16 protein-coding genes and 1 other RNA gene are annotated in these 20034 nt (G+C 56.0%); 5 read left to right on the plus strand and 12 right to left on the minus strand.

Going from position 1 to position 20034, the window contains the following annotated elements; translation table 11 throughout:
• Positions 1–9 precede the first annotated feature (9 nt).
• The 9 genes from ACNT1W_RS13085 to ACNT1W_RS13125 form a co-directional block, all read right to left on the minus strand.
• Positions 10–795, minus strand: a complete 786-nt coding sequence (locus tag ACNT1W_RS13085) for a heme ABC transporter ATP-binding protein (RefSeq protein ID WP_012144897.1) — start codon at positions 793–795, stop codon at positions 10–12.
• Positions 788–1792, minus strand: coding sequence for a FecCD family ABC transporter permease (locus ACNT1W_RS13090; RefSeq protein ID WP_261129167.1), 1005 nt, complete (start codon positions 1790–1792; stop codon positions 788–790). The genes ACNT1W_RS13085 and ACNT1W_RS13090 overlap by 8 nt, the downstream gene beginning before the upstream one ends.
• A complete protein-coding gene (locus tag ACNT1W_RS13095; RefSeq protein WP_259189011.1) occupies positions 1792–2622 on the minus strand; it encodes a heme/hemin ABC transporter substrate-binding protein in 831 nt (276 codons plus the stop codon). The genes ACNT1W_RS13090 and ACNT1W_RS13095 overlap by 1 nt, the downstream gene beginning before the upstream one ends.
• A complete protein-coding gene (locus tag ACNT1W_RS13100; protein ID WP_419245682.1) occupies positions 2619–3653 on the minus strand; it encodes a hemin-degrading factor in 1035 nt (344 codons plus the stop codon). The genes ACNT1W_RS13095 and ACNT1W_RS13100 overlap by 4 nt, the downstream gene beginning before the upstream one ends.
• A gap of 63 nt (positions 3654–3716) precedes the next feature.
• Positions 3717–5801, minus strand: coding sequence for a TonB-dependent hemoglobin/transferrin/lactoferrin family receptor (locus ACNT1W_RS13105; protein ID WP_112363788.1), 2085 nt, complete (start codon positions 5799–5801; stop codon positions 3717–3719).
• Between the two features lie 93 nt (positions 5802–5894).
• A complete protein-coding gene (gene hemP / locus ACNT1W_RS13110; RefSeq protein ID WP_012144902.1) occupies positions 5895–6080 on the minus strand; it encodes a hemin uptake protein HemP in 186 nt (61 codons plus the stop codon).
• A gap of 168 nt (positions 6081–6248) precedes the next feature.
• On the minus strand, positions 6249–6734 hold the full coding sequence (locus ACNT1W_RS13115; protein WP_012144903.1) for a glutathione peroxidase: 486 nt from the start codon (positions 6732–6734) through the stop codon (positions 6249–6251).
• Positions 6735–6836: 102 nt separating this feature from the next.
• Complete coding sequence (locus ACNT1W_RS13120) at positions 6837–7883, minus strand: 3-deoxy-7-phosphoheptulonate synthase (RefSeq protein ID WP_012144904.1); 1047 nt, start codon at positions 7881–7883, stop codon at positions 6837–6839.
• 194 nt (positions 7884–8077) lie between these two features.
• On the minus strand, positions 8078–8899 hold the full coding sequence (locus ACNT1W_RS13125; protein ID WP_017892646.1) for a pyruvate, water dikinase regulatory protein: 822 nt from the start codon (positions 8897–8899) through the stop codon (positions 8078–8080).
• Positions 8900–9432: 533 nt separating this feature from the next.
• On the opposite strand from ACNT1W_RS13125, the gene ppsA reads away from it, so the two are divergent.
• Positions 9433–11811, plus strand: coding sequence for a phosphoenolpyruvate synthase (gene ppsA, locus ACNT1W_RS13130; RefSeq protein WP_017892648.1), 2379 nt, complete (start codon positions 9433–9435; stop codon positions 11809–11811).
• 111 nt (positions 11812–11922) lie between these two features.
• On the opposite strand, the gene rprA is transcribed toward ppsA, so the two are convergent.
• Positions 11923–12033: antisense sRNA RprA (gene rprA, locus ACNT1W_RS13135), an RNA gene on the minus strand.
• A gap of 251 nt (positions 12034–12284) precedes the next feature.
• The gene (gene ydiK / locus ACNT1W_RS13140; protein ID WP_012144907.1) at positions 12285–13385 is read right to left on the minus strand and encodes an AI-2E family transporter YdiK; all 1101 of its coding nucleotides are present in this window, start codon (positions 13383–13385) and stop codon (positions 12285–12287) included.
• 254 nt (positions 13386–13639) lie between these two features.
• On the opposite strand from ydiK, the gene ACNT1W_RS13145 reads away from it, so the two are divergent.
• Both ACNT1W_RS13145 and menI read left to right on the plus strand, forming a co-directional pair.
• Positions 13640–16696, plus strand: coding sequence for an FAD-binding and (Fe-S)-binding domain-containing protein (locus ACNT1W_RS13145; protein WP_012144908.1), 3057 nt, complete (start codon positions 13640–13642; stop codon positions 16694–16696).
• Positions 16693–17109 carry a 1,4-dihydroxy-2-naphthoyl-CoA hydrolase gene (menI, locus tag ACNT1W_RS13150; protein ID WP_012144909.1) on the plus strand — a complete coding sequence of 139 codons (417 nt, stop codon included), beginning with the start codon at positions 16693–16695 and terminating at the stop codon, positions 17107–17109. The genes ACNT1W_RS13145 and menI overlap by 4 nt, the downstream gene beginning before the upstream one ends.
• 53 nt (positions 17110–17162) lie before the next feature.
• On the opposite strand, the gene ACNT1W_RS13155 is transcribed toward menI, so the two are convergent.
• Positions 17163–17567 (minus strand): hypothetical protein, encoded by a 405-nt coding sequence (locus tag ACNT1W_RS13155; RefSeq protein ID WP_004943694.1) that lies wholly within the window; start codon positions 17565–17567, stop codon positions 17163–17165.
• Between the two features lie 555 nt (positions 17568–18122).
• On the opposite strand from ACNT1W_RS13155, the gene sufA reads away from it, so the two are divergent.
• Together sufA and sufB are read left to right on the plus strand one after the other, a co-directional pair.
• Positions 18123–18494 carry a Fe-S cluster assembly scaffold SufA gene (sufA, locus tag ACNT1W_RS13160; RefSeq protein ID WP_012144911.1) on the plus strand — a complete coding sequence of 124 codons (372 nt, stop codon included), beginning with the start codon at positions 18123–18125 and terminating at the stop codon, positions 18492–18494.
• Positions 18495–18508: 14 nt separating this feature from the next.
• The gene (gene sufB / locus ACNT1W_RS13165) at positions 18509–20005 is read left to right on the plus strand and encodes a Fe-S cluster assembly protein SufB (protein ID WP_026142350.1); all 1497 of its coding nucleotides are present in this window, start codon (positions 18509–18511) and stop codon (positions 20003–20005) included.
• Positions 20006–20034: the final 29 nt, after the last annotated feature.

Here is a 20034-nt window from a genome sequence, read left to right on the forward strand (position 1 = left end):
GTAAAGAAACTACTGACGCAAATAGACCTGTGGCAACGCCACTTCCGGGTGATGAACCACGCCCAGATCTGCCTGATACCAACGGGTGAGGATCTCTGCCTGCAATACTTCCTGCGGCGTGCCCGTCGCGACCAATTGCCCCTGATGCATCAATAAAATACGATCCGCATACAATGCCGCGAGATTGAGATCGTGCAATACGCAGCACACTGCAATCGGCTGTTGCCGCGTCAGCGTACGCAGCAGCCTGAGCGTATGTTGCTGGTGGTAGAGATCCAGCGCCGAGGTCGGTTCGTCCAGAAACAGCCAGGCCGGCGTTGGCTGCGGTTGCCAAAGCTGCGCCAGCACGCGGGCGAGTTGCACTCGTTGCTGTTCACCGCCGGAGAGCTGGCGATAATCGCGCTGGGCCAATTCGAGACAGTCGGTTTGCGCCATTACCTGTTGTACCGCCCGTTGTGCGTCGCGTTTGCCGTGGGGTGCACGGCCCATACTGACCACTTCCTCTACGGTAAAGGGGAAGGCCAGATCGCTATGTTGACGCATTACCGCGCGCACTTTCGCCAACTGCTGTGGTTGCCACTGTTCCAGCGGTCGCCCGAGCAACTGACATTCGCCACAGCCTGGGGCCAGATAACCGGTTAACAGGCGCAGTAACGTCGACTTACCCGCGCCGTTCGGCCCGATAATTGCCACCATTTCACCGCTATTGATACTCAGTGAGACATCGTTGATCAGCCGCCGCGAACCCAGGCTGTAACGTAACTGCTGCGCCGTCAGGCTTGCTGTGTTATCCACCTACGCGCTCCCGCTGGCGCATCACCAGCCATAAGAAATAAGGCCCGCCGATCAGGCTGGTCATCAAACCGACCGGCATTTCTGCCGGAGCCACCAGCGTGCGTGCCAGCGTATCGCTGACCAACAGCAGGCAGGCTCCCCCCAGTGCAGAACAGGGCAGCAGCCAGCGGTGGTCGCCGCCGAGGCGCATGCGCACCAGATGCGGCACCACCAGACCGATAAAACCAATCACGCCACTCATCGCTACCGCTGCGCCTATCAGTAATGCGCTCAACAACAGCAGCTGTAACTTGGCACGCTGAACATTCACACCGAGGTAATGCGCCTCCTCATCTCCCAGTTGCAGCAGATTCAGGCGGCGCGCCTGTAATAGTGTCAGCAGGGTGGCCGGCAGGATCAGCGAGGCGGAAACGCCCAGGGTGGGCCATTGTGACTGGCTCAGGCTGCCCATCATCCACAGTGAAAACTGACGCAGTTGCTGGTCATTACTGAGGTAAGACAGCACGCCAATCGCTGCCATGCACAGGGCGTTGATGGCGATACCCGCCAGCAACAGGCGCGACAGGCTGCCGTGGCCGCTGCGGCTGATGCCGTAAATCAACAGCGATACCAGCATGCTGCCGAGAAATGCCGCCAGCATGTGGCCATACAGGGCAATCACCGGCGGCAGGGCCAGCGGCATAACGATAATCAGCGCAACAAACAGCGCGCCGCCGCTACTGATCCCCAACAGGCTGGGATCGGCCAAGGGATTACGGAACAACCCCTGCATCACGGCGCCGGACACCGCCAACGCGCAACCTATCACCACCGCCAGCAGCACGCGCGGCAAACGGATATTCAGCCAGATATGCCAGGAGGTGTCGCTGAACGGCTGTTGCCACAGGGTGCGGAATGACAGCGTCAGCGCCCCCATATTGGCCGCGCCCAAAGCCAATAGTGCCAACAGTACCAGCAGGCTGGTCATCGCCAGGCGGGGAGAGGTACGGCAGCGCATTACTTTTGCTCCGCCGCATGACGCAGCTTGGCCAGCGCGGCGGGAGTTTCCAGCCCGAAGCCCAGCAGCGCCATATCGTCAACCACCAGTACGCGATGCTGTTTGCCCGCCGGGGTGAGTGCCATGCCAGGCAATTTCCACAGCTCCTGTTCGCCGCCGAGCGTTTTTACGCCGTCGGTGGTGACCAGCAGCAAATCCGGCGCGCTGGCTATCACGCCTTCCTGCGAAAGCGGGCGATAGCGGCTGAATCCTTGCATGGCGTTTTTCAGACCCGCAGCGGTGATGACCGCGTCGGCGGCCGTGTGTTGCCCGGCGGCCATGGGCGTAATACCACCGTGGCTCATGACGAACAACACCCTGACCGGCAACGCATCGGTTTTCACCGCCGCCAATTGCTGCTGGTAACGGGTGCTCAACTGCTTGCCCTGCTCGGTGCGCTGAAGCGCACTGGCGATCACAGCGATTTTTTCCGGCACGCTTTGCAAGGTGGTATCGCCGGGAATGCGCACCACTTTAACGCCACTCTCTTCCAGCTGTTTGAGCACCAGCGCCGGCTCGGCCAATTCGGTGGTCAGCACCAGCGTGGGTTTCAGCGCCAAAATACCTTCGGCATTAAGCTGGCGCATGTAACCGACGTCCGGCAGTTTTTTAACGGTTTCCGGCTGCAGGCTGGTGCTGTCTCGCGCTATCACTTCATCGCCCGCGCCCAGGGCGAAGGCAATTTCGGTGACGTCACCGCCTATCGAGACAATACGTTCCGCCGCCGCAGCGGTGAACGGCAACGCCAGCGCAATGCACAGCGCCAGACGACGGGTCAATGAAGGTTTCATGCGGCAACGTCCTTGGGTTCAAGCGCGGCAACCTGCTCACGCCACTGAGTTTGCTCCGGCTGGCCTTCGGTACGCTGGCCGTAAAGTTGAGCTATCTGCGTGCCGTCGGCGGCAAACAGTTCCAGACTGGTGACGAAGCCGTCTTTGGTGGGCTTGCGGGTGATCCAGCTTTCGGCGATCGCATCTTCGATCAGGTGCAGGGTGAAGCGGCGATTGAACACGTTAATCCAGCCTTCCTGCGGCATCAGGCGTTCAATCTGACCGGTAAAGATCTGCACGCAGCCAAGGTTGCCGACAAAAATCATGATTTCGTTCTGCAGGCCCATCGCGGCGTTAAGCAATTGGCTCAGGGCGCTGTTATCGACCCGATAGGCCAAATCGTTACCGACGGCGCTGAAGGCTTGCTGGCGGGTCAGTTTGTTGCGGCTCAACAACTGGAAGAACTGGTGAACGTCGGTCATTGCACGCCATTCCTGGTCAATTTTGTCGGCATCTGGCGAGGCGTTACTGACCGTGGCGTCTGCCGGTTGCAGTTCCAGCGTCGGGTTTTCCGCATTCAGGTGGCGTTCAACCAGCGCCATCCAGGCTGGGAGATCGGTTTCATCGGTGGTGTAAACCTTATGCAGTGCGTCGCCCTGATGATCGAAGAACTGAATGCTGTGGCGTACGCCGCGCTTGTTGGTTTCGCTCATGGCGAAAGCGCTGGCCCACTGGTTGAGGAACAGGCGCAGATCCAGCTCACGCGGATTGAGGATCAACCCGGCATGACCGTTCAGGTGCTGGTTGCGATAACGACCCATTTGCTCATGCACCGCGTAGCTATTACGGGTAATGGATTTGGTGACGCCTACCTGTTCGAGTTCGGTCAGCAGGGTACGGGCATCGGCCTGCAGACGACGGGTGTCCTGACCGACGCGGGCGTGGGTCAGCTCCGCTTCGCTGACGCCAAGAATTTCAGCCAGGTCACGCGCATATTTGCCTGGGTTATCAATTTTTGCCTGCTGGTAGCGTTCATATAGGGTATTGCTCATTGCGGGTTCTCCTGTGTGTGAATCAAGCGGCGGGCAATCTTCATGCCCGCCGGATTTAAAACGTTACCACTGATAGCTGACCAGCAGTTTGGCATTACGCCCGTCCTGCGGTATGCCCTGTGGCGAGTAATATTCTTTATCAAAGGCGTTGCCCAGCACCACCGTGGTGGTCACGCCCTGCAGGCGTTCGCGGCCTTTATAGCTCAGGTAAAAATCGTTGACGCCGTAGCCGCCTTGTTCTGCGGTGCCGGTTTCTACGCGGGTGGCTCGTTGGGCCACAGTGGCCACCCAGCCGGTGGACAGGCCGGTTTCACCCAGTGGAATATCCAGCGTGCTGGTTACCGTGTCCGGATTGATGCTGTTTAGCCATTCGCCGCTGCTTTCGTTCTTGCCACGAGTGCGGTTGTACGCCAGGTCCCAGCCAAAAATGGCGGTTTTATAGCTCAGCGTTGCGTCCCAGCCCCAAATTTTTGCACGGTCGATATTGGTCGAGAAAGTGGTGCAGCTGATGCAATAAGGGCCACGAGGGCCACGACCCAGCTCCATGGTGACATCCGTGGTGATGTAGTCGCGGGCTTTGGTATCAAAGTAGCTGGCTTTGAATTGCAGGCTGTCATCAGCCAGTAGCAAATCGTCAAAGCGTAGCCCGAAACCGTATTCCTGGGTGGCATTGGTTTCCGGCTTCAGGTTCGGGTTAGGCACCCAGTTGTTGGTAATGGTGGTCGGCCCCATGGGGATAGAGAAGTGCTTGGAATCGTTGTACATCTCTCCCATTGTCGGGGCGCGGAAAGCCTGCGAATAAGAACCGAACAGCATTAACCAGTCGGTTGGCGTCACTGTAACGGCGCCGCGCGATGACCACTTGTCGGCGTCAACATCGGCGTAACCGTCGCTGGAACCCTTGTAGTTATCGTAACGCGTCCCGGCAAGCAGGGTGACCGGCAGGTCGCGCAGGGTAATTTCGTCCTGCAACCAGCCGGAAGCAAAGTTGATCTTCGCCTGTGGGAAGCTTTCTGTCGCGCCCCCCGGTGTCTGCTCCTGCTTGTAAGCTTCGCTGCCGTAGGTCAATAAGTGAGAGGCGAAGGTATCGGCAAACAAACGGCTGCGGTTTTCGAGTTTGGCACCGCGAGTGGTTTGCTTGCGCGCTTCATCTTCACTGCCGTTGGTGTGGGCGTTGATCTCCACTTCGGAGTAATAGATTTTGGCTTCGGCGTCGAGCCAATCCTGACCCACAGGCTTCAGTTTGTAGCCAAGCTGGCCGTCGCGTTGAATAGTCGAGCGGTCGGTCATCAGGTTACCGCTGCTGCTGGCCGATTCCTGCGGGTTTTTCGGCTCTTGCGCCCGGTTATTGTAGTAGCGCAGGTCGCCGCTCAATGACTGATTCTCATCGAGCGTCCAGGTCCCCTTGGCCAGCAGATTGCTGATGGTTTCATCATTGGGTGCATCGAAGCCGTTGCCCTGACGCAGATTGCCGACGTCGCGGGTGCCAAATGACAGCAGGCCGTCGAGATTGTCGGTTCTGCCGTAGGTGCTGGCCCCCATGCCGAGGCTGTGGTCGCCGCTGCCGGCGGTGCCATACACCCGGTAGCCACTATTATGGCCGGGTAACAGCAGATCGGCGGCATCTACGGTTTCATAAGCAATTACGCCGCCCAGTGCGCCGCTGCCATACAGCAGGGCGGAAGGGCCGCGTACGACTTCGATGCGTTTCACCAGTGCCGGATCGAGGAAGGTGGCGCCAAGGTGGCCGGTATCGGTGCCCTGACGGATGCCATCCACCAGCGTCAGCACGCCATTTTTACCGTAGCCACGCATGAAAACATCCTGACCATTACTGCGACCGGTGCCATTGACGGTAATGCCCGGTACGCGGCGCAGCATATCGCCGGCGCTGGTAGCGGTTTGGCTTTGCGGCGTATCGGCCTCGATCACCGTGACCATCATCGGTGCTTCAAAACTGCTGCGCGCATTGCCGGTGGCGGCTACCGTCATGGTTTCGTCGCTGGCTTTGTCCTTTTTAACCGGTGCCGTCGCCGAGGAAGAAGAAGGGGTTTCGCTGGTTTGTGCAAAAGTCACCGTCGGCAGAGTACAGGCAATCGCCAGACTCAATGCGGATAAACGCAGCCGGGTGGAATAGATCAGAGGCATGTCGCAACTCTCCGTATGTTTTAAACATATCAATAGATTTGCTGGCTGCCTGGATCAAAAAGGATCTGGGTGGCTGGCGTTAAGGGATGGGAATTATTTGGTCAGGATCAATTTCCCGGCTTTGGTCTGTCGTAACTGATAGCGCTGGCCCTGATGGATGATGATCGCCACGCCATCGGCATCGAGCAGTTGCGCACTGTCGTAGCAAGGCGGCGTGGCCAGGCCACTTTCAGCGGTGTGAGCAGCCTGGGCAGGCGTGTTGTGGTGGTGATTATCCATCGTCATGTGTTTATAAAACAGACCGTTAAATAGTAATTAATATCAAAGTGAGAATCATTATCATGTGAACGAAAGGTTACATCAAGGAAAATTTTCTTACCAATGGAAGCTTTTTGCAGGAAGGGGATGTGGCACGGGCCGAGATGGCTCAGCCCGTAAAATTCAGGGTTATTTCAGCAGGGTTTCAATGCGGTCAAACAGGCGTTCGGGTTTGGTGATCGGCGCGTAGCGTTTCACCCGTTGGCCGTCAGCGGTCAGCAGGAACTTGGTGAAGTTCCATTTAATGCGTTGAGTGCCCAGCACGCCCGGTGCCAGGCGCTTTAACTCGTTGAACAACGGATGCGCGCCTGGGCCATTAACTTCAACCTTGCTGAATAGCGGGAAGCTGACGCCATAGTTCAGCGTGCAAAAGTTGGCAATCTCCAGCGGATCGCCGGGTTCCTGCGCGCCGAACTGATTGCAGGGAAAGCCCAGCACCATCAGGCCGCGTTCGCGATAGTACTGCCACAGGTTTTCCAGCCCGTGATATTGAGGAGTAAATCCGCATTTGCTGGCGGTGTTGACCACCAGATAAGCCCGGGCGGGGAAATCGCCCAGGGTTTTGTGTTCCCCTTGCAGTGTGACGCAGGGGATGGATAACAGTGAGTGGATCATGCCGGACTCCAAATCCTTTTCAGGGGGGATACAAGAATTGCTACCAGTATAGATGAGCAGGGCACAGACGGAAAAACCGGGGCGGGCGCCCCGGCGCTGGGATCAGAAGCGGGTGTCTACCGCATCGGCCAGCATGGCCAGCAGCTGTTCGCTGTCGGACCAGCTCAGGCAAGGGTCGGTGATCGATTGCCCATAGGTCAGTGGCTGACCGGCAACGATTTTCTGGGTGCCTTCCACCAGGAAGCTTTCTGCCATTACACCGGCAACGGCGACGGAACCGGCGCGGATCTGCTGGCAGACGTTTTCGGCCACTTCCAGTTGGCGACGATGCAATTTCTGGCAGTTGCCGTGGCTGAAGTCGATCACCAGTTGCTCCGGCAAATCGAATTCGCGCAGGCTGTCGCAGGCGGCGACCACATCGGTTGCGTGGTAGTTCGGCGTCTTGCCGCCACGCATGATGATATGGCCATAAGGATTGCCGCTGGTCTGATAGATAGTCATCTGGCCGTGCTTGTCCGGTGACAGGAACATATGGCCGGCGCGGGCCGCACGAATGGCGTCAATCGCGATACGGGTGTTGCCGTCGGTGCCGTTTTTAAAGCCCACCGGGCAGGACAGTGCCGAAGCCATTTCACGGTGGATCTGGCTTTCGGTGGTCCGTGCGCCAATCGCGCCCCAACTGATCAAATCAGCAATGTATTGGCCGACCACCATGTCCAGGAACTCGGTGGCGGTTGGCAGGCCGAGCTGGTTCACTTCCAGCAGCAGCCTACGCGCCATTTCGATCCCGCGATTGACCTGGAAGGTGCCATCCAGCGCCGGATCGGAGATCAGGCCTTTCCAGCCCACCACGGTGCGCGGTTTTTCAAAATAGGTGCGCATCACGATTTCGAGGCGATCCTGATAACGGATGCGCAGCGCATTCAACCGGCCGGCATAATCGATGGCGGCGTCAAGATCATGGATAGAGCAGGGGCCGATCACCACCAGCAGGCGACGATCTTCGCCGGTCAGGATTTTTTCAATTCGCTGCCGTGAGGCCGTTACGTTGTCCGCGATTTCCGCCGAGATTGGCAACTTCTCCGCCAGCTCTTGCGGCGTGACGAGGCTGTCGATGCGCGCGGTCCGCAGTTCATCTGTTTTGTGCATGATTTTCTCTAAAGACTGTTCTTCGCTGCGGCAGGAGTGCCGGGAAGTGATGGCGATCACAATAACGTAAAAACCGATGAATTCAACCGGAGAAACTGTGTTCTGTTGATCAAAATCGCTAAAAAAAGCACAAAAAACGTGGCCGGTGGGGAAATAAACAACACGCGGCAGGAGACAGGCCCGCCGCGTTAAGGCTAGAACATGCGGCGGCTCATGCCCAGAATATCCAGGATTTTGGTCGAGATCTCTTCCACCGAATAATTGGTGGTGTTCAGATAACGGATCTGGTTTTTACGGAACAGTGCTTCCACTTCCGCCAGCTCCATCCGGCACTGGCGAATGGAAGCATAACGGCTGTTTTCACGCCGTTCTTCACGGATGGCGGCTAACCGCTCCGGGTCGATCGTCAGGCCGAAAAGCTTGTGCTGAAACGGCTTCAGCGCGGCGGGGAGGTGCAAGTTGTCCATATCGTCGGCGGTAAACGGATAGTTGGCCGCGCGGATACCGAACTGCATGGCCAGATACAGGCTGGTGGGAGTCTTACCGCAGCGCGAAACGCCGAGCAAGATCACCTGCGCCTGATCGAGATTACGCAGCGAAATGCCGTCATCATGGGCTAACGTGTAGTCAATAGCCGCGATACGGGCGTCATATTTGCCGAGGTTGCTGGCGGTCAACCCGTGGGTGCGGTTAGGCACCGGGGTAGGTTCTACCTCCAGTTCCCCCTGCAACGGGCCAACCAGCGCCTGCACGATGTCCTGGCAGAAACCTTCGCTCTGGGTAATGACTTTGCGAACTTCTGGCGAAATGATTGAGTAAAACACTAACGGGCGCACGCCGGTATCACGATAGATATCGTTAATCTGCTGGCAAACCCCACGGGCCCGCGCTTCGGTTTCCACAAAGGGCAGCGTAAAGGTGGTGGCCTTGACCGGAAATTGCGACAACACCGCGTGGCCCAAAACCTCTGCGGTGATCGCCGTACCGTCCGAAATATAAAAAACGCTTCTTTCCACCCGGGGCTCCTTAGCTGAAATAGTGACGTCATTATCACGTCTGCTGGCCCTTATCATGGGCTGCAGATGATTCAACGGTAAAGGGGCGGGCAAAAAAATTGTGATAATGCGGGCAGAGTCGATGAATAAACAGGTCGGTCAGGGAATAAACGCTGGCGATAGAAACACTGGGATAAAACACTATTTTAAATTTTATGAAAAGCGGGCGTTTATTTCCCGTGAGGAATTATTAGCCATGATGACGCAATTTTCACCAAAGACTGCGTAAATAACATGGTTTTTAAAACTGAAGTTTAAAAAATACTTAATTTGTTGAGATTTAAGCTATTAGTGCGACAGGGAACGGTTCCAGGCCGGTTTTGCGTTTCAGGAAGTTTTCCTAAAATCCACTTTCTTCACCGGGTTGATCGATTCACCTTTCCATTTCCTATGGATCATTGTGCTAGTCTGACTCGGCACCGTTTTAGCGGCGCTGAGAAAGCAAGCGAATTAAATCCGTCTATACCCTACTGATAGCAATAAGGATTGTCTCGATGTCCAACAATGGCCCAGACTTGCGTAATGTGCTTTGGTACAACCAGCTCGGCATGCACGACGTTGACCGTGTCGGCGGCAAAAATGCCTCCCTCGGTGAAATGATCACCAATCTTTCCGATTTGGGCGTTGCCGTGCCAAACGGTTTTGCCACCACCGCGCAGGCGTTTAACGATTTCCTCGAGCAAAGCGGTGTTAACCAGCGCATCTATCAGTTACTGGATCAAACTGACGTTGACGATATTGCTCAATTGACCAAGGCGGGCGCGCAAATCCGTCAATGGATTATCGACACGCCGTTCCATGCGGAATTCGAGCGTGAGATTAACCTGGCTTACCAGCAACTGGCCGACGGCGAGCCGGAAGCGTCATTTGCCGTGCGTTCTTCCGCTACTGCAGAGGACATGCCGGATGCCTCTTTCGCCGGCCAGCAGGAAACCTTCCTTAACGTGCAGGGTATTGACGCCGTCATGGTGGCGATTAAGCACGTTTTCGCCTCCCTGTTTAACGACCGCGCCATTTCCTACCGGGTGCATCAGGGTTATGACCACCGCGGCGTGGCCTTGTCGGCCGGCGTACAGCGCATGGTGCGTTCTGACCTGGCATCTTCCGGCGTCATGTTCACCATCGATACCGAATCCGGTTTTGATCAGGTGGTGTTTATCACCTCCGCCTTCGGCCTGGGCGAAATGGTGGTGCAGGGCGCAGTCAACCCGGACGAGTTCTATGTGCACAAACCAACGTTGCTGAGAGGCAACCCGGCTATCGTGCGCCGCAACCTCGGCTCGAAGAAAATCCGCATGGTGTATGCGCCATCGCAGGATCACGGCAAGCAGGTACAAATTGAAGACGTGCCAGAGCAGCAACGCAATCGTTTCTCTCTGACCGACGAAGAAGTTCAGGGGCTGGCACATCAGGCACTGCTGATCGAAAAACACTACGGCCGCCCGATGGACATCGAGTGGGCCAAAGACGGCCATACCGGCAAATTGCTGATCGTGCAGGCCCGTCCGGAAACCGTGCGTTCGAACGAGCAAACGATGGAGCGTTACCAGCTTAACGCGACCAGCCCGGTGCTGGTGGAAGGGCGCGCTATCGGCCACCGCATTGGCGCAGGTCCGGTGAAGGTCATCCATAACATCAGCGAGATGGACCGCATTGAGCCAGGCGACGTGCTGGTGACTGACATGACCGACCCGGATTGGGAACCGATCATGAAGAAAGCCGCTGCCATCGTCACCAACCGTGGCGGCCGTACCTGCCACGCGGCGATCATTGCGCGTGAACTGGGCATTCCGGCGGTGGTTGGCTGCGGCAACGCGACCGATCTGCTCAAAGAAGGTCAACAGGTCACCGTTTCTTGTGCAGAAGGCGATACCGGTTTCGTCTACAGCGATATCCTCGATTTTAACGTGCAGAGTTCCGAAGTGACCGAACTGCCGGATCTGCCGTTAAAAATCATGATGAATGTCGGCAACCCTGACCGCGCCTTTGACTTCGCGCGTTTGCCGAATGAAGGTGTGGGTCTGGCCCGTCTGGAATTTATCATCAACCGTATGATTGGCGTGCATCCGAAGGCGTTGCTGGAGTTTGACCAGCAGACTCCGGAGCTGCAGGCGGAAATCAGGACGCTAATGCAGGGCTACGACCATCCGGCCGAGTTCTATGTCGGTCGTTTGACGGAAGGGATCGCCACGCTGGGCGCCGCGTTCTGGCCGAAGCGAGTGATCGTGCGCCTGTCCGATTTCAAATCCAATGAGTATGCCAACCTGGTCGGCGGCGAGAAGTATGAACCGCATGAAGAAAACCCAATGTTGGGCTTCCGCGGTGCCGGTCGTTACGTGTCCGACAATTTCCGTGACTGTTTCGCGATGGAATGTGACGCGGTAAAACGCGTGCGTAACGAAATGGGCCTGACCAACGTTGAGATCATGGTGCCGTTTGTTCGCACGGTGGAGCAGGCGGAAGCGGTGGTGGCCGAATTGGCACGTCAGGGCCTGAAGCGCGGTGAGAACGGCCTGAAAGTGATCATGATGTGCGAGATCCCATCCAATGCGCTGTTGGCAGATCAGTTCCTGCAGCACTTTGATGGCTTCTCCATTGGCTCCAACGACATGACTCAGTTAACCCTGGGGCTGGATCGTGACTCGGGCGTGGTCTCTGAGCTGTTTGACGAGCGTAACGAAGCGGTGAAAATTCTGCTGTCGATGGCGATTCAGGCGGCCAAGCGTCAGGGTAAATACGTCGGTATTTGCGGCCAGGGTCCGTCTGACCATGAAGACTTTGCCGAATGGTTGATGGATCAGGGTATTGACAGTCTGTCGCTCAATCCGGATACCGTGGTGCAAACCTGGGTTAATCTGTCGAAGAGAACATAATTTTCGCGATACGGAATAATTATTAAGGCGAAAGCCGTAACTCAGGTTACGGCTTTTTTATTTCTGAATGTAAATAAAAAGGCGCAGTGAACAAAAACGGTCAAAAAAAGAATAAAAAAAAGCCCATCATAGGAGACGGGCAAAGACTACACACAGCAATTCACATGTATGGCATTACATTGTTTGGAAATATTGCTTTAAATCAGGTATTTGAAGCAATATATGGCAATAATACTAGGTATTTAAGCGTCACTAGTCATTAAGAATCGTCTTAATCAACCAGCGTATTGGAATTTATTTTTTGCTAGCGGCTATTTTTACCGCAGTGATAAAAAGATGTATTTATTCGGTATGTTTAAATAATGTTCATCAGGTGAAAAGCGGCGGTGAATTTTATTATTGCGGATGTTCTAATTCTGGAAGCAAGCGAGGGGAAAGGGGAGTTCTGCCCGGTGACCCGGGCAGAAACGGGGTTACATCTGTTCCAGATCTTTGGCAACTTCTTCCAGGTCGGCAGTCGGTTCTGGCGCTTCATTCATCCAGGCAGTGAGTAAACGGTAAGACACCGCCAACACCACCGGGCCGATAAACAGGCCAATCATGCCGAAAGCCAGTAAGCCGCCGATAACACCGGACAGGATCAGGATCATCGGCAGATCGGCGCCCATGCGGATTAGCACTGGCCGCAGCACGTTATCGAGCGTGGCGACCACGCAACTCCATACCAACAGCACGGTGCCCCAGGTGGTATCTCCACTCCAGTACAACCAGATGATTGCCGGTACCAGCACCAGTAATGGCCCCAACTGTGCCACGCAGCAGATAAAGATCAACACCGTCAGCAGGGTAGCGGCAGGTATGCCGGTCACCGCCAGGCCAATACCGCCCAGTACCGACTGCACCAGCGCCGTTACCACCACGCCCAGCGCTACCGCGCGGATCGCCTGACCACCCAGTACCACGGCGGCGTCGCCTCTTTCTGCACCCAAACGTGTTGCGAAGTGGCGAATGCCCAGAGCCACTTGCTCGCCGCGTGCATACAGCAACACGCTAAACAGCAGCATCAATGTGCAATGCAGCAGCAGGCGGCCAATATGCGCGGCCTGTGCCACGAACCAGGTGGCGGTCTGGCCGAAGTAAGGTTGCACCTTCGCCACCAACGCACTGCCACCGGCGTTCACCAGGGTGTGGTAACTGTGATAGACCTTATCGCCGATCATCGGGATCGATTGCAGCCAGGCCAGATCGGGAATATGCAGTTTGCCCGGCGTGCTGGCCCAGGCCACGATTGGCGCGCTGTTGTCCACCACGCTACTGACCAGCAGAGAGATTGGCAGGATAAACAGCAGGATCAGCAGTATCGTCATCACCAGCACCGCTAGTGAACGCCGTCCCCAAAGTATTTTTTGCAGCTTAATCAGCAGTGGCCAGGTGGCTATGACCACCATGCCGGCCCAGGCAAAACCGAGAATAAAAGGTTGAATGACCCAAAAACAGGCGACGATCATTATGGCGATAAACAGCACGCCAAAAATAATCCGTGGCAAATCATAGCGGGATTTCGGGATTGTCATGAATGGGTTCTCATTCTGGTCAGTTAACTCCTTGGGATCGTTTAATCATGGTGCACGTTGATGAAAAACGACAGCACGGCGCACCTTTTGTTGCGAGCGATTCTTCGGCAGGACAATTGCAATAATCTGCATGCCTTCACTAAACGAGTATGTTAGTTTTTATCTCTAATAAAAAACAGGGTGGGTCTGAATAAAGGCCTGATTCAGCGTGCATAATCACGCATAAAAATTAGACAGACAGGGTCAAAAACCGAATGATCCCACAGATTTCTCAGGCGCCCGGCCTCGTTCAACGGGTGCTCGATTTTTTGGAAGCGTTGAAGCAAAACGGGTTTAACGGCGATATCGCTACCAGTTATGCCGATCGGCTAACGATGGCGACCGATAACAGTATCTATCAGTTGCTGCCTGACGCGGTAGTGTTTCCCCGTTCTACTGCGGATGTGGCACTTATTGCCCGTCTGGCCACCGAAGAGCGCTTTACTGCGCTGACCTTCAGCCCACGCGGTGGTGGGACAGGGACCAACGGGCAGTCGCTCAACAGCGGTATTGTGGTGGATATGTCGCGCCATATGAACCGCATTCTTGAAATCAACGTCGAGCAGGGCTGGGTCAAGGTTGAGGCCGGGGTTATCAAGGATCAGCTCAACCAGTACCTGCGGCCGTTCGGTTATTTCTTCTCACCGGAGCTTTCCACCAGTAACCGCGCTACGCTCGGCGGCATGATTAACACCGACGCCTCCGGTCAGGGATCGCTGGTCTACGGAAAAACTTCCGACCACGTATTGGGCTTGCGGGCGGTGCTGCTGGGTGGCGATATGATTGACACCCGAGCCATGCCGACGCCGTTGGCGGAAACGATTGCCAACGAAGATACGGTTGAAGGCCGCATTTATAACCAGGTGCTCAACAGTTGCCGCGACCAACGCGGGTTGATCCTGGAAAAATTCCCCAAGCTTAACCGCTTCCTGACCGGCTACGATTTGCGCCATGTGTTCAGCGATGACCTGCAAACCTTCGATCTGACACGCATTCTGACCGGTGCCGAAGGGACGCTGGCGTTTATCACCGAGGCGCGGCTGGATATTACGCCGCTGCCGAAAGTGCGCCGGTTGGTGAATGTTAAATACGACTCCTTTGATTCCGCACTGCGCAACGCGCCTTTTATGGTGGAAGCCAAAGCGCTGTCGGTCGAGACTATCGACTCCAAGGTGTTGAACCTGGCGCGCGAAGATATTGTCTGGCATTCGGTCAATGAACTGATCACCAACGTGCCGGATAAAGAGATGCTGGGTCTGAACATCGTGGAGTTTGCCGGCGATGACAAGGCACTGATCGACCAGCAAATGGAGGCTTTGTGCCTGCGGCTGGACGAGCTAATCACCGAGCGACAGGGTGGAGTGATTGGCTATCAAATCTGTGGCGATCTGGACGGCATCGAGCGCATTTACAACATGCGTAAAAAGGCGGTCGGGCTATTGGGCAATGCCAAAGGGCGTGCCAAGCCGATCCCGTTTGCCGAGGACACCTGTGTGCCACCGCAGCATCTGGCCGACTACATCGTTGAATTCCGTCAGTTGCTCGATAGTCATAACCTCAGCTACGGCATGTTTGGCCATGTGGATGCCGGTGTGTTGCACGTGCGCCCGGCTCTCGACATGTGCGACCCGCAGCAGGAAGTGCTGATGAAGCAGCTTTCCGACCAGGTGGTGGCGTTGACCGCCAAGTACGGCGGCTTGCTGTGGGGGGAGCATGGCAAAGGCTTCCGCGCCGAATACAGCCCGGCGTTCTTTGGCGACGAGCTGTATCTGGAACTGCGCCGCATCAAGGCCGCTTTCGACCCGGACAACCGGCTCAACCCCGGCAAAATCTGTTCGCCGTCGGGCGTCGATGCGCCGATGATGAAAGTGGACGCCGCCAAACGCGGTACCCTCGATCGTCGCATTCCGGTCGAGGTTCGCACCTCGTTCCGTGGCGCCATGGAGTGTAACGGCAACGGTTTGTGTTTCAATTTTGACGTTCGCAGCCCAATGTGCCCGTCGATGAAAATTACCGGCAACCGCATTCACTCGCCAAAAGGGCGGGCGGCGCTGGTGCGTGAATGGCTGCGTTTGCTGTCCGAACAGGGTGTCGATCCGCTGGAACTGGAAAAGCAACTGCCGAAGCAGCGTGTTAGCTTCAGAGCCCTGATCGAGAAAACCCGCAACAGTTGGTACGCCAGCAAAGGAGAGTACGATTTCTCGCACGAGGTGAAAGAGGCGATGTCCGGCTGTCTGGCTTGTAAGGCCTGCTCAACTCAGTGCCCGATTAAAATTGACGTGCCCGGCTTCCGTTCACGTTTCCTGCAGCTTTATCACACCCGTTATCTGCGACCGGCGCGTGACTATATGGTCGCCGGGGTCGAGAGTTACACCCCGCTGATGGCGAAAGCGCCAAAAGTGTTCAACTTCTTCTTCAGGCAGCCGTGGGTGCGTGAGTTGAGCCGCAACAGTATTGGCATGGTTGATTTGCCGCTGCTTTCCAGCCCGACGCTGCGCCAGCAGCTCTCCGGCCACGGCGCACTCACCATGACGCTGGAACAGCTTGAAGCGCTGAACCCGCAACAACGCGAACAGCACGTATTGATCGTGCAGGATCCGTTTACCAGTTATTACGATGCCAAGGTGGTCGCCGATTTTGTGCGGCTGGTGGAGAAGTTGGGCTATCGGCCGGTGCTGTTGCCGTTCTCACCTAACGGCAAGGCGCAGCATATCAAAGGCTTCCTGACGCGCTTTGCCCGCACCGCGCGCAAGACCGCCGATTTTCTCAACCGGGTGGCGAAGCTAGGCATGCCGCTGGTGGGGGTCGATCCGGCGCTGGTGCTGTGTTATCGCGACGAATATAACGAGATCCTCGGGGAAACTCGGGGTGACTTCCAGGTGCAATTGGTGCATGAATGGCTGCAACAGTTGCTGGCCGAGCGAGCGGAACAGCCGGCGACCGGTGAAGCCTGGTATCTGTTCGGCCACTGCACCGAGACCACGGCATTGCCGACCAGTAGCCAACACTGGGCGTCAATTTTTGCACGCTTTGGCGCCAGGCTGGAAAATGTCAGCGTCGGCTGTTGTGGCATGGCGGGTACCTACGGGCATGAAGTGAAGAACCTGCAGAATTCACTCGGCATTTATGAGCTATCATGGCACCAGGCGCTGCAACGTTTGCCACGGCAGCGTTGCCTGGCGACCGGCTATTCCTGCCGCAGCCAGGTCAAACGCATTGAGGGTAACGCAGTACGACACCCATTACAGGCACTTCTGGAGATGATTGAGTGAAACTGTGGAAAAGAGAAACGACGCTGGAACAATTAAACCATGCCGGTGAAGGCTGCATGGTCAGCCATGTCGGCATCCGGTTTACCCGGCTGGAGGACGACTACCTCGAGGCCACCATGCCGGTAGATCAGCGCACCCGGCAGCCGTTTGGCCTGCTGCACGGCGGGGCATCGGTGGTGCTGGCAGAGTCGATGGGGTCGATGGCCGGTTACCTGTGCTGCGAAGGTGAGCAGAAGGTGGTGGGGTTGGAAATCAACGCCAACCATTTGCGGGCCGCATTTGAAGGCGAAGTCCGCGGCGTGTGCCGTGCGCTGCACGTTGGCCGACGTCATCAGGTGTGGCAGATAGAAATCTTCGACTCGCGCGATCGCCTGTGCTGCACTTCACGTCTGACCACCGCCGTCATCGATTAAGCGTCTTACCCCGCAGGCAGCCCTGTCTGCGGGTGTTTCTTCGTTCGGCCGGTTTACAACTGAAAGGGAACCCGCTTGACGAAATCCTTCTGGAAGGCGTTGGCCTTCTCCCAGGTACCTTCCATCGCATATTTCTGGCAGATCAGGGTCAGGGTATGACGGGCAAAATGATAGCTCTGCACCCGGAATAGCTGACAGCGCTGCGGATTATTGATTTCCACGATCAGCCGATTATGCAGTTTGCTCAACGCATGCAGGTAGCTTTCGTCATCGCCATTTTCCAGACACAGATTCGCCATGTTCAGACTGACGTTGTTGTAGCGTTTCAGGTGGTTGATGTTGCACTCAGGCCGCCGAAGTGACGCCTCCGCCATATAGAAATCAACCGTGGCGTCGCGCACGCTGAATTTGTAGTCATCAATTTTGCCCAACAGCCACGCATTCATCGAGATATTCATTTGCTCACGCCCAATGTGAATTGAATGATAATCATTATCATATTTATTGGCGCGTTGCCGATCAATCATTCTGTTGAAATATTTATCATCGACAGGGGATGCATAGAGGCAGTGGCGACCCAATATAGCCAGTAACGACTAAACTTTAATCAGAGGTGGCCGCCTCGTCGGCTCGGCCGGGTGAGTGGGAATGGCGTAAAATGCGCCTTATTGTCGATAAACGCATTTTTAAGACAGACAAAATTCAGAAATAGGTATTTTCTATGAATGTTTAAATCGACATAAAAAGCCCGGCCCTGTAAAGCGTTCGAGCCAATGGGCAAGTGCAATGGTGATACAGGATGTGCAGTAAATTCATAAGGATAAAATGATTCCATTTCTGACCGGCAGCGCCTGGCGCGCTGACTGTCCCGCGCACTTGCCGCATGCCGAAGCGAAAATCCGGGCTTTTAGCGGATACCCCTGTAAAACAAACGGTTGAAGTGATAATCGTTATCACTAACATAGTAGCAACCCAGATTGGCTGTGGTAAAACACGAGTGTGAGGTAGGCCATATGCAAACGGAAAATGTCGGCACCTTTTCTCTGGACGAAAATGTCTGGCAAGGCATTTTGCTCAGTGACAATGCCGTACAACAAATTACAAAACTAATGCAGCAGGACTCGCAGGTGAAGGGGCTGCAACTCGGGGTGAAGCAGTCAGGCTGCGCCGGGTTTGCCTATGTGCTGGATCTCACCCGTGCTCCTGCTGACGACGACCTGCTGTTTGAGCGCGATGGCGCCAGGCTGTATGTGCCGTTGAAAGCCATGCCGTTTATCGATGGCACCACGGTGGATTTTGTCCGTGAAGGGCTGAATCAGATATTCAAATTTAATAACCCTAAAGCTCAGCATGCCTGCGGTTGCGGCGAGAGTTTTGGCGTTTGAGCGATGCAATCAACATGACACGAAGCAATGTAGAAATGCCTAATGAAGTGCAGGCTTGGGTCAGCGAAGGTCGCTACAAAGAAGGTTTTTTTACCCAGTTGGCCACCGATGAATTGGCGATGGGCATCAACGAAGATGTGGTGCGCGCTATCTCGGCCAAACGTAACGAACCTGAGTGGATGCTGGAGTTCCGCCTGGAAGCCTACCGTGCCTGGCTGCAAATGGAAGAGCCACACTGGCTGAAGGCGAACTACGAGCGCCTGAACTATCAGGATTACAGCTATTACTCGGCGCCGTCCTGCGGCAGCTGTGATGACGCCTGCGGCTCGCAGCCTGGCGCAGAACAGCAACCCGGCGCACCGACGGACAACAATTATCTGACCAGCGAGGTTGAACTGGCGTTTAACCAGCTCGGTGTTCCGGTGCGTGAAGGCAGCGAAGTGGCAGTGGACGCTATCTTCGACTCGGTCTCGGTTTCGACCACCTACCGTGAAAAGTTGGCGGAGAGCGGGGTGATTTTTTGCTCGTTCGGCGAAGCCATCCATGAATATCCGGATCTGGTGCGCAAATACCTGGGTCGCGTAGTGCCTTCCAACGATAACTTCTTCGCCGCCTTGAATGCGGCGGTGGCCTCAGACGGCACCTTCGTTTACGTGCCGAAGGGCGTGCGCTGTCCGATGGAACTGTCGACCTATTTCCGCATCAACGCCGCCAAAACCGGCCAGTTCGAGCGCACCATCCTGATTGCCGATGAAGGCAGCTATGTCAGCTATATCGAAGGCTGTTCGGCCCCGGTGCGCGACAGCTATCAGCTGCACGCGGCGGTGGTGGAAGTGATCTTGCACAAAGACGCCGAAGTGAAATATTCGACGGTGCAGAACTGGTTCTCCGGCGGTGACAGCAAGGGCGGTATCCTCAACTTCGTCACCAAGCGAGCGCTGTGCGAAGGCGCGGGTTCGAAAATGTCGTGGACCCAGTCGGAAACCGGCTCGGCAATCACCTGGAAATACCCGAGCGTGATCCTGCAGGGCGACAATTCTATCGGTGAATTCTTCTCGGTGGCGCTGACCAGCGGCCATCAGCAGGCGGACACCGGTACCAAGATGATCCACATCGGCAAAAACACCCGTTCGACCATTATCGCCAAAGGCATCTCCGCCGGGCACAGCGAGAATACCTACCGCGGGCTGGTGAAGATCCTGCCGGGTGCGGAAAACGCGCGTAACTTTACCCAGTGTGACTCGATGCTGATCGGGCCGGATAGCGGCGCTCATACCTTCCCGTATGTTGAAGCCCGCAACAACAGTGCGCAGCTGGAACACGAGGCGACGACCTCAAAAATTGGTGATGACCAGCTGTTCTATTGTCTGCAGCGTGGCATCAGCGAAGATAATGCCATTTCGATGATCGTCAACGGGTTCTGTAAGGACGTGTTCTCTGAGCTGCCGCTGGAGTTCGCCGTTGAGGCACAGAAGCTATTGGCCATCAGCCTGGAACACAGCGTGGGCTAATCGCCGGATTTACAGCGCGAAAGCGCGAC

Origin of the sequence: Serratia sp. NFX21, from assembly GCF_048517035.1 — a bacterium.
Lineage (GTDB): Bacteria > Pseudomonadota > Gammaproteobacteria > Enterobacterales > Enterobacteriaceae > Serratia > Serratia quinivorans.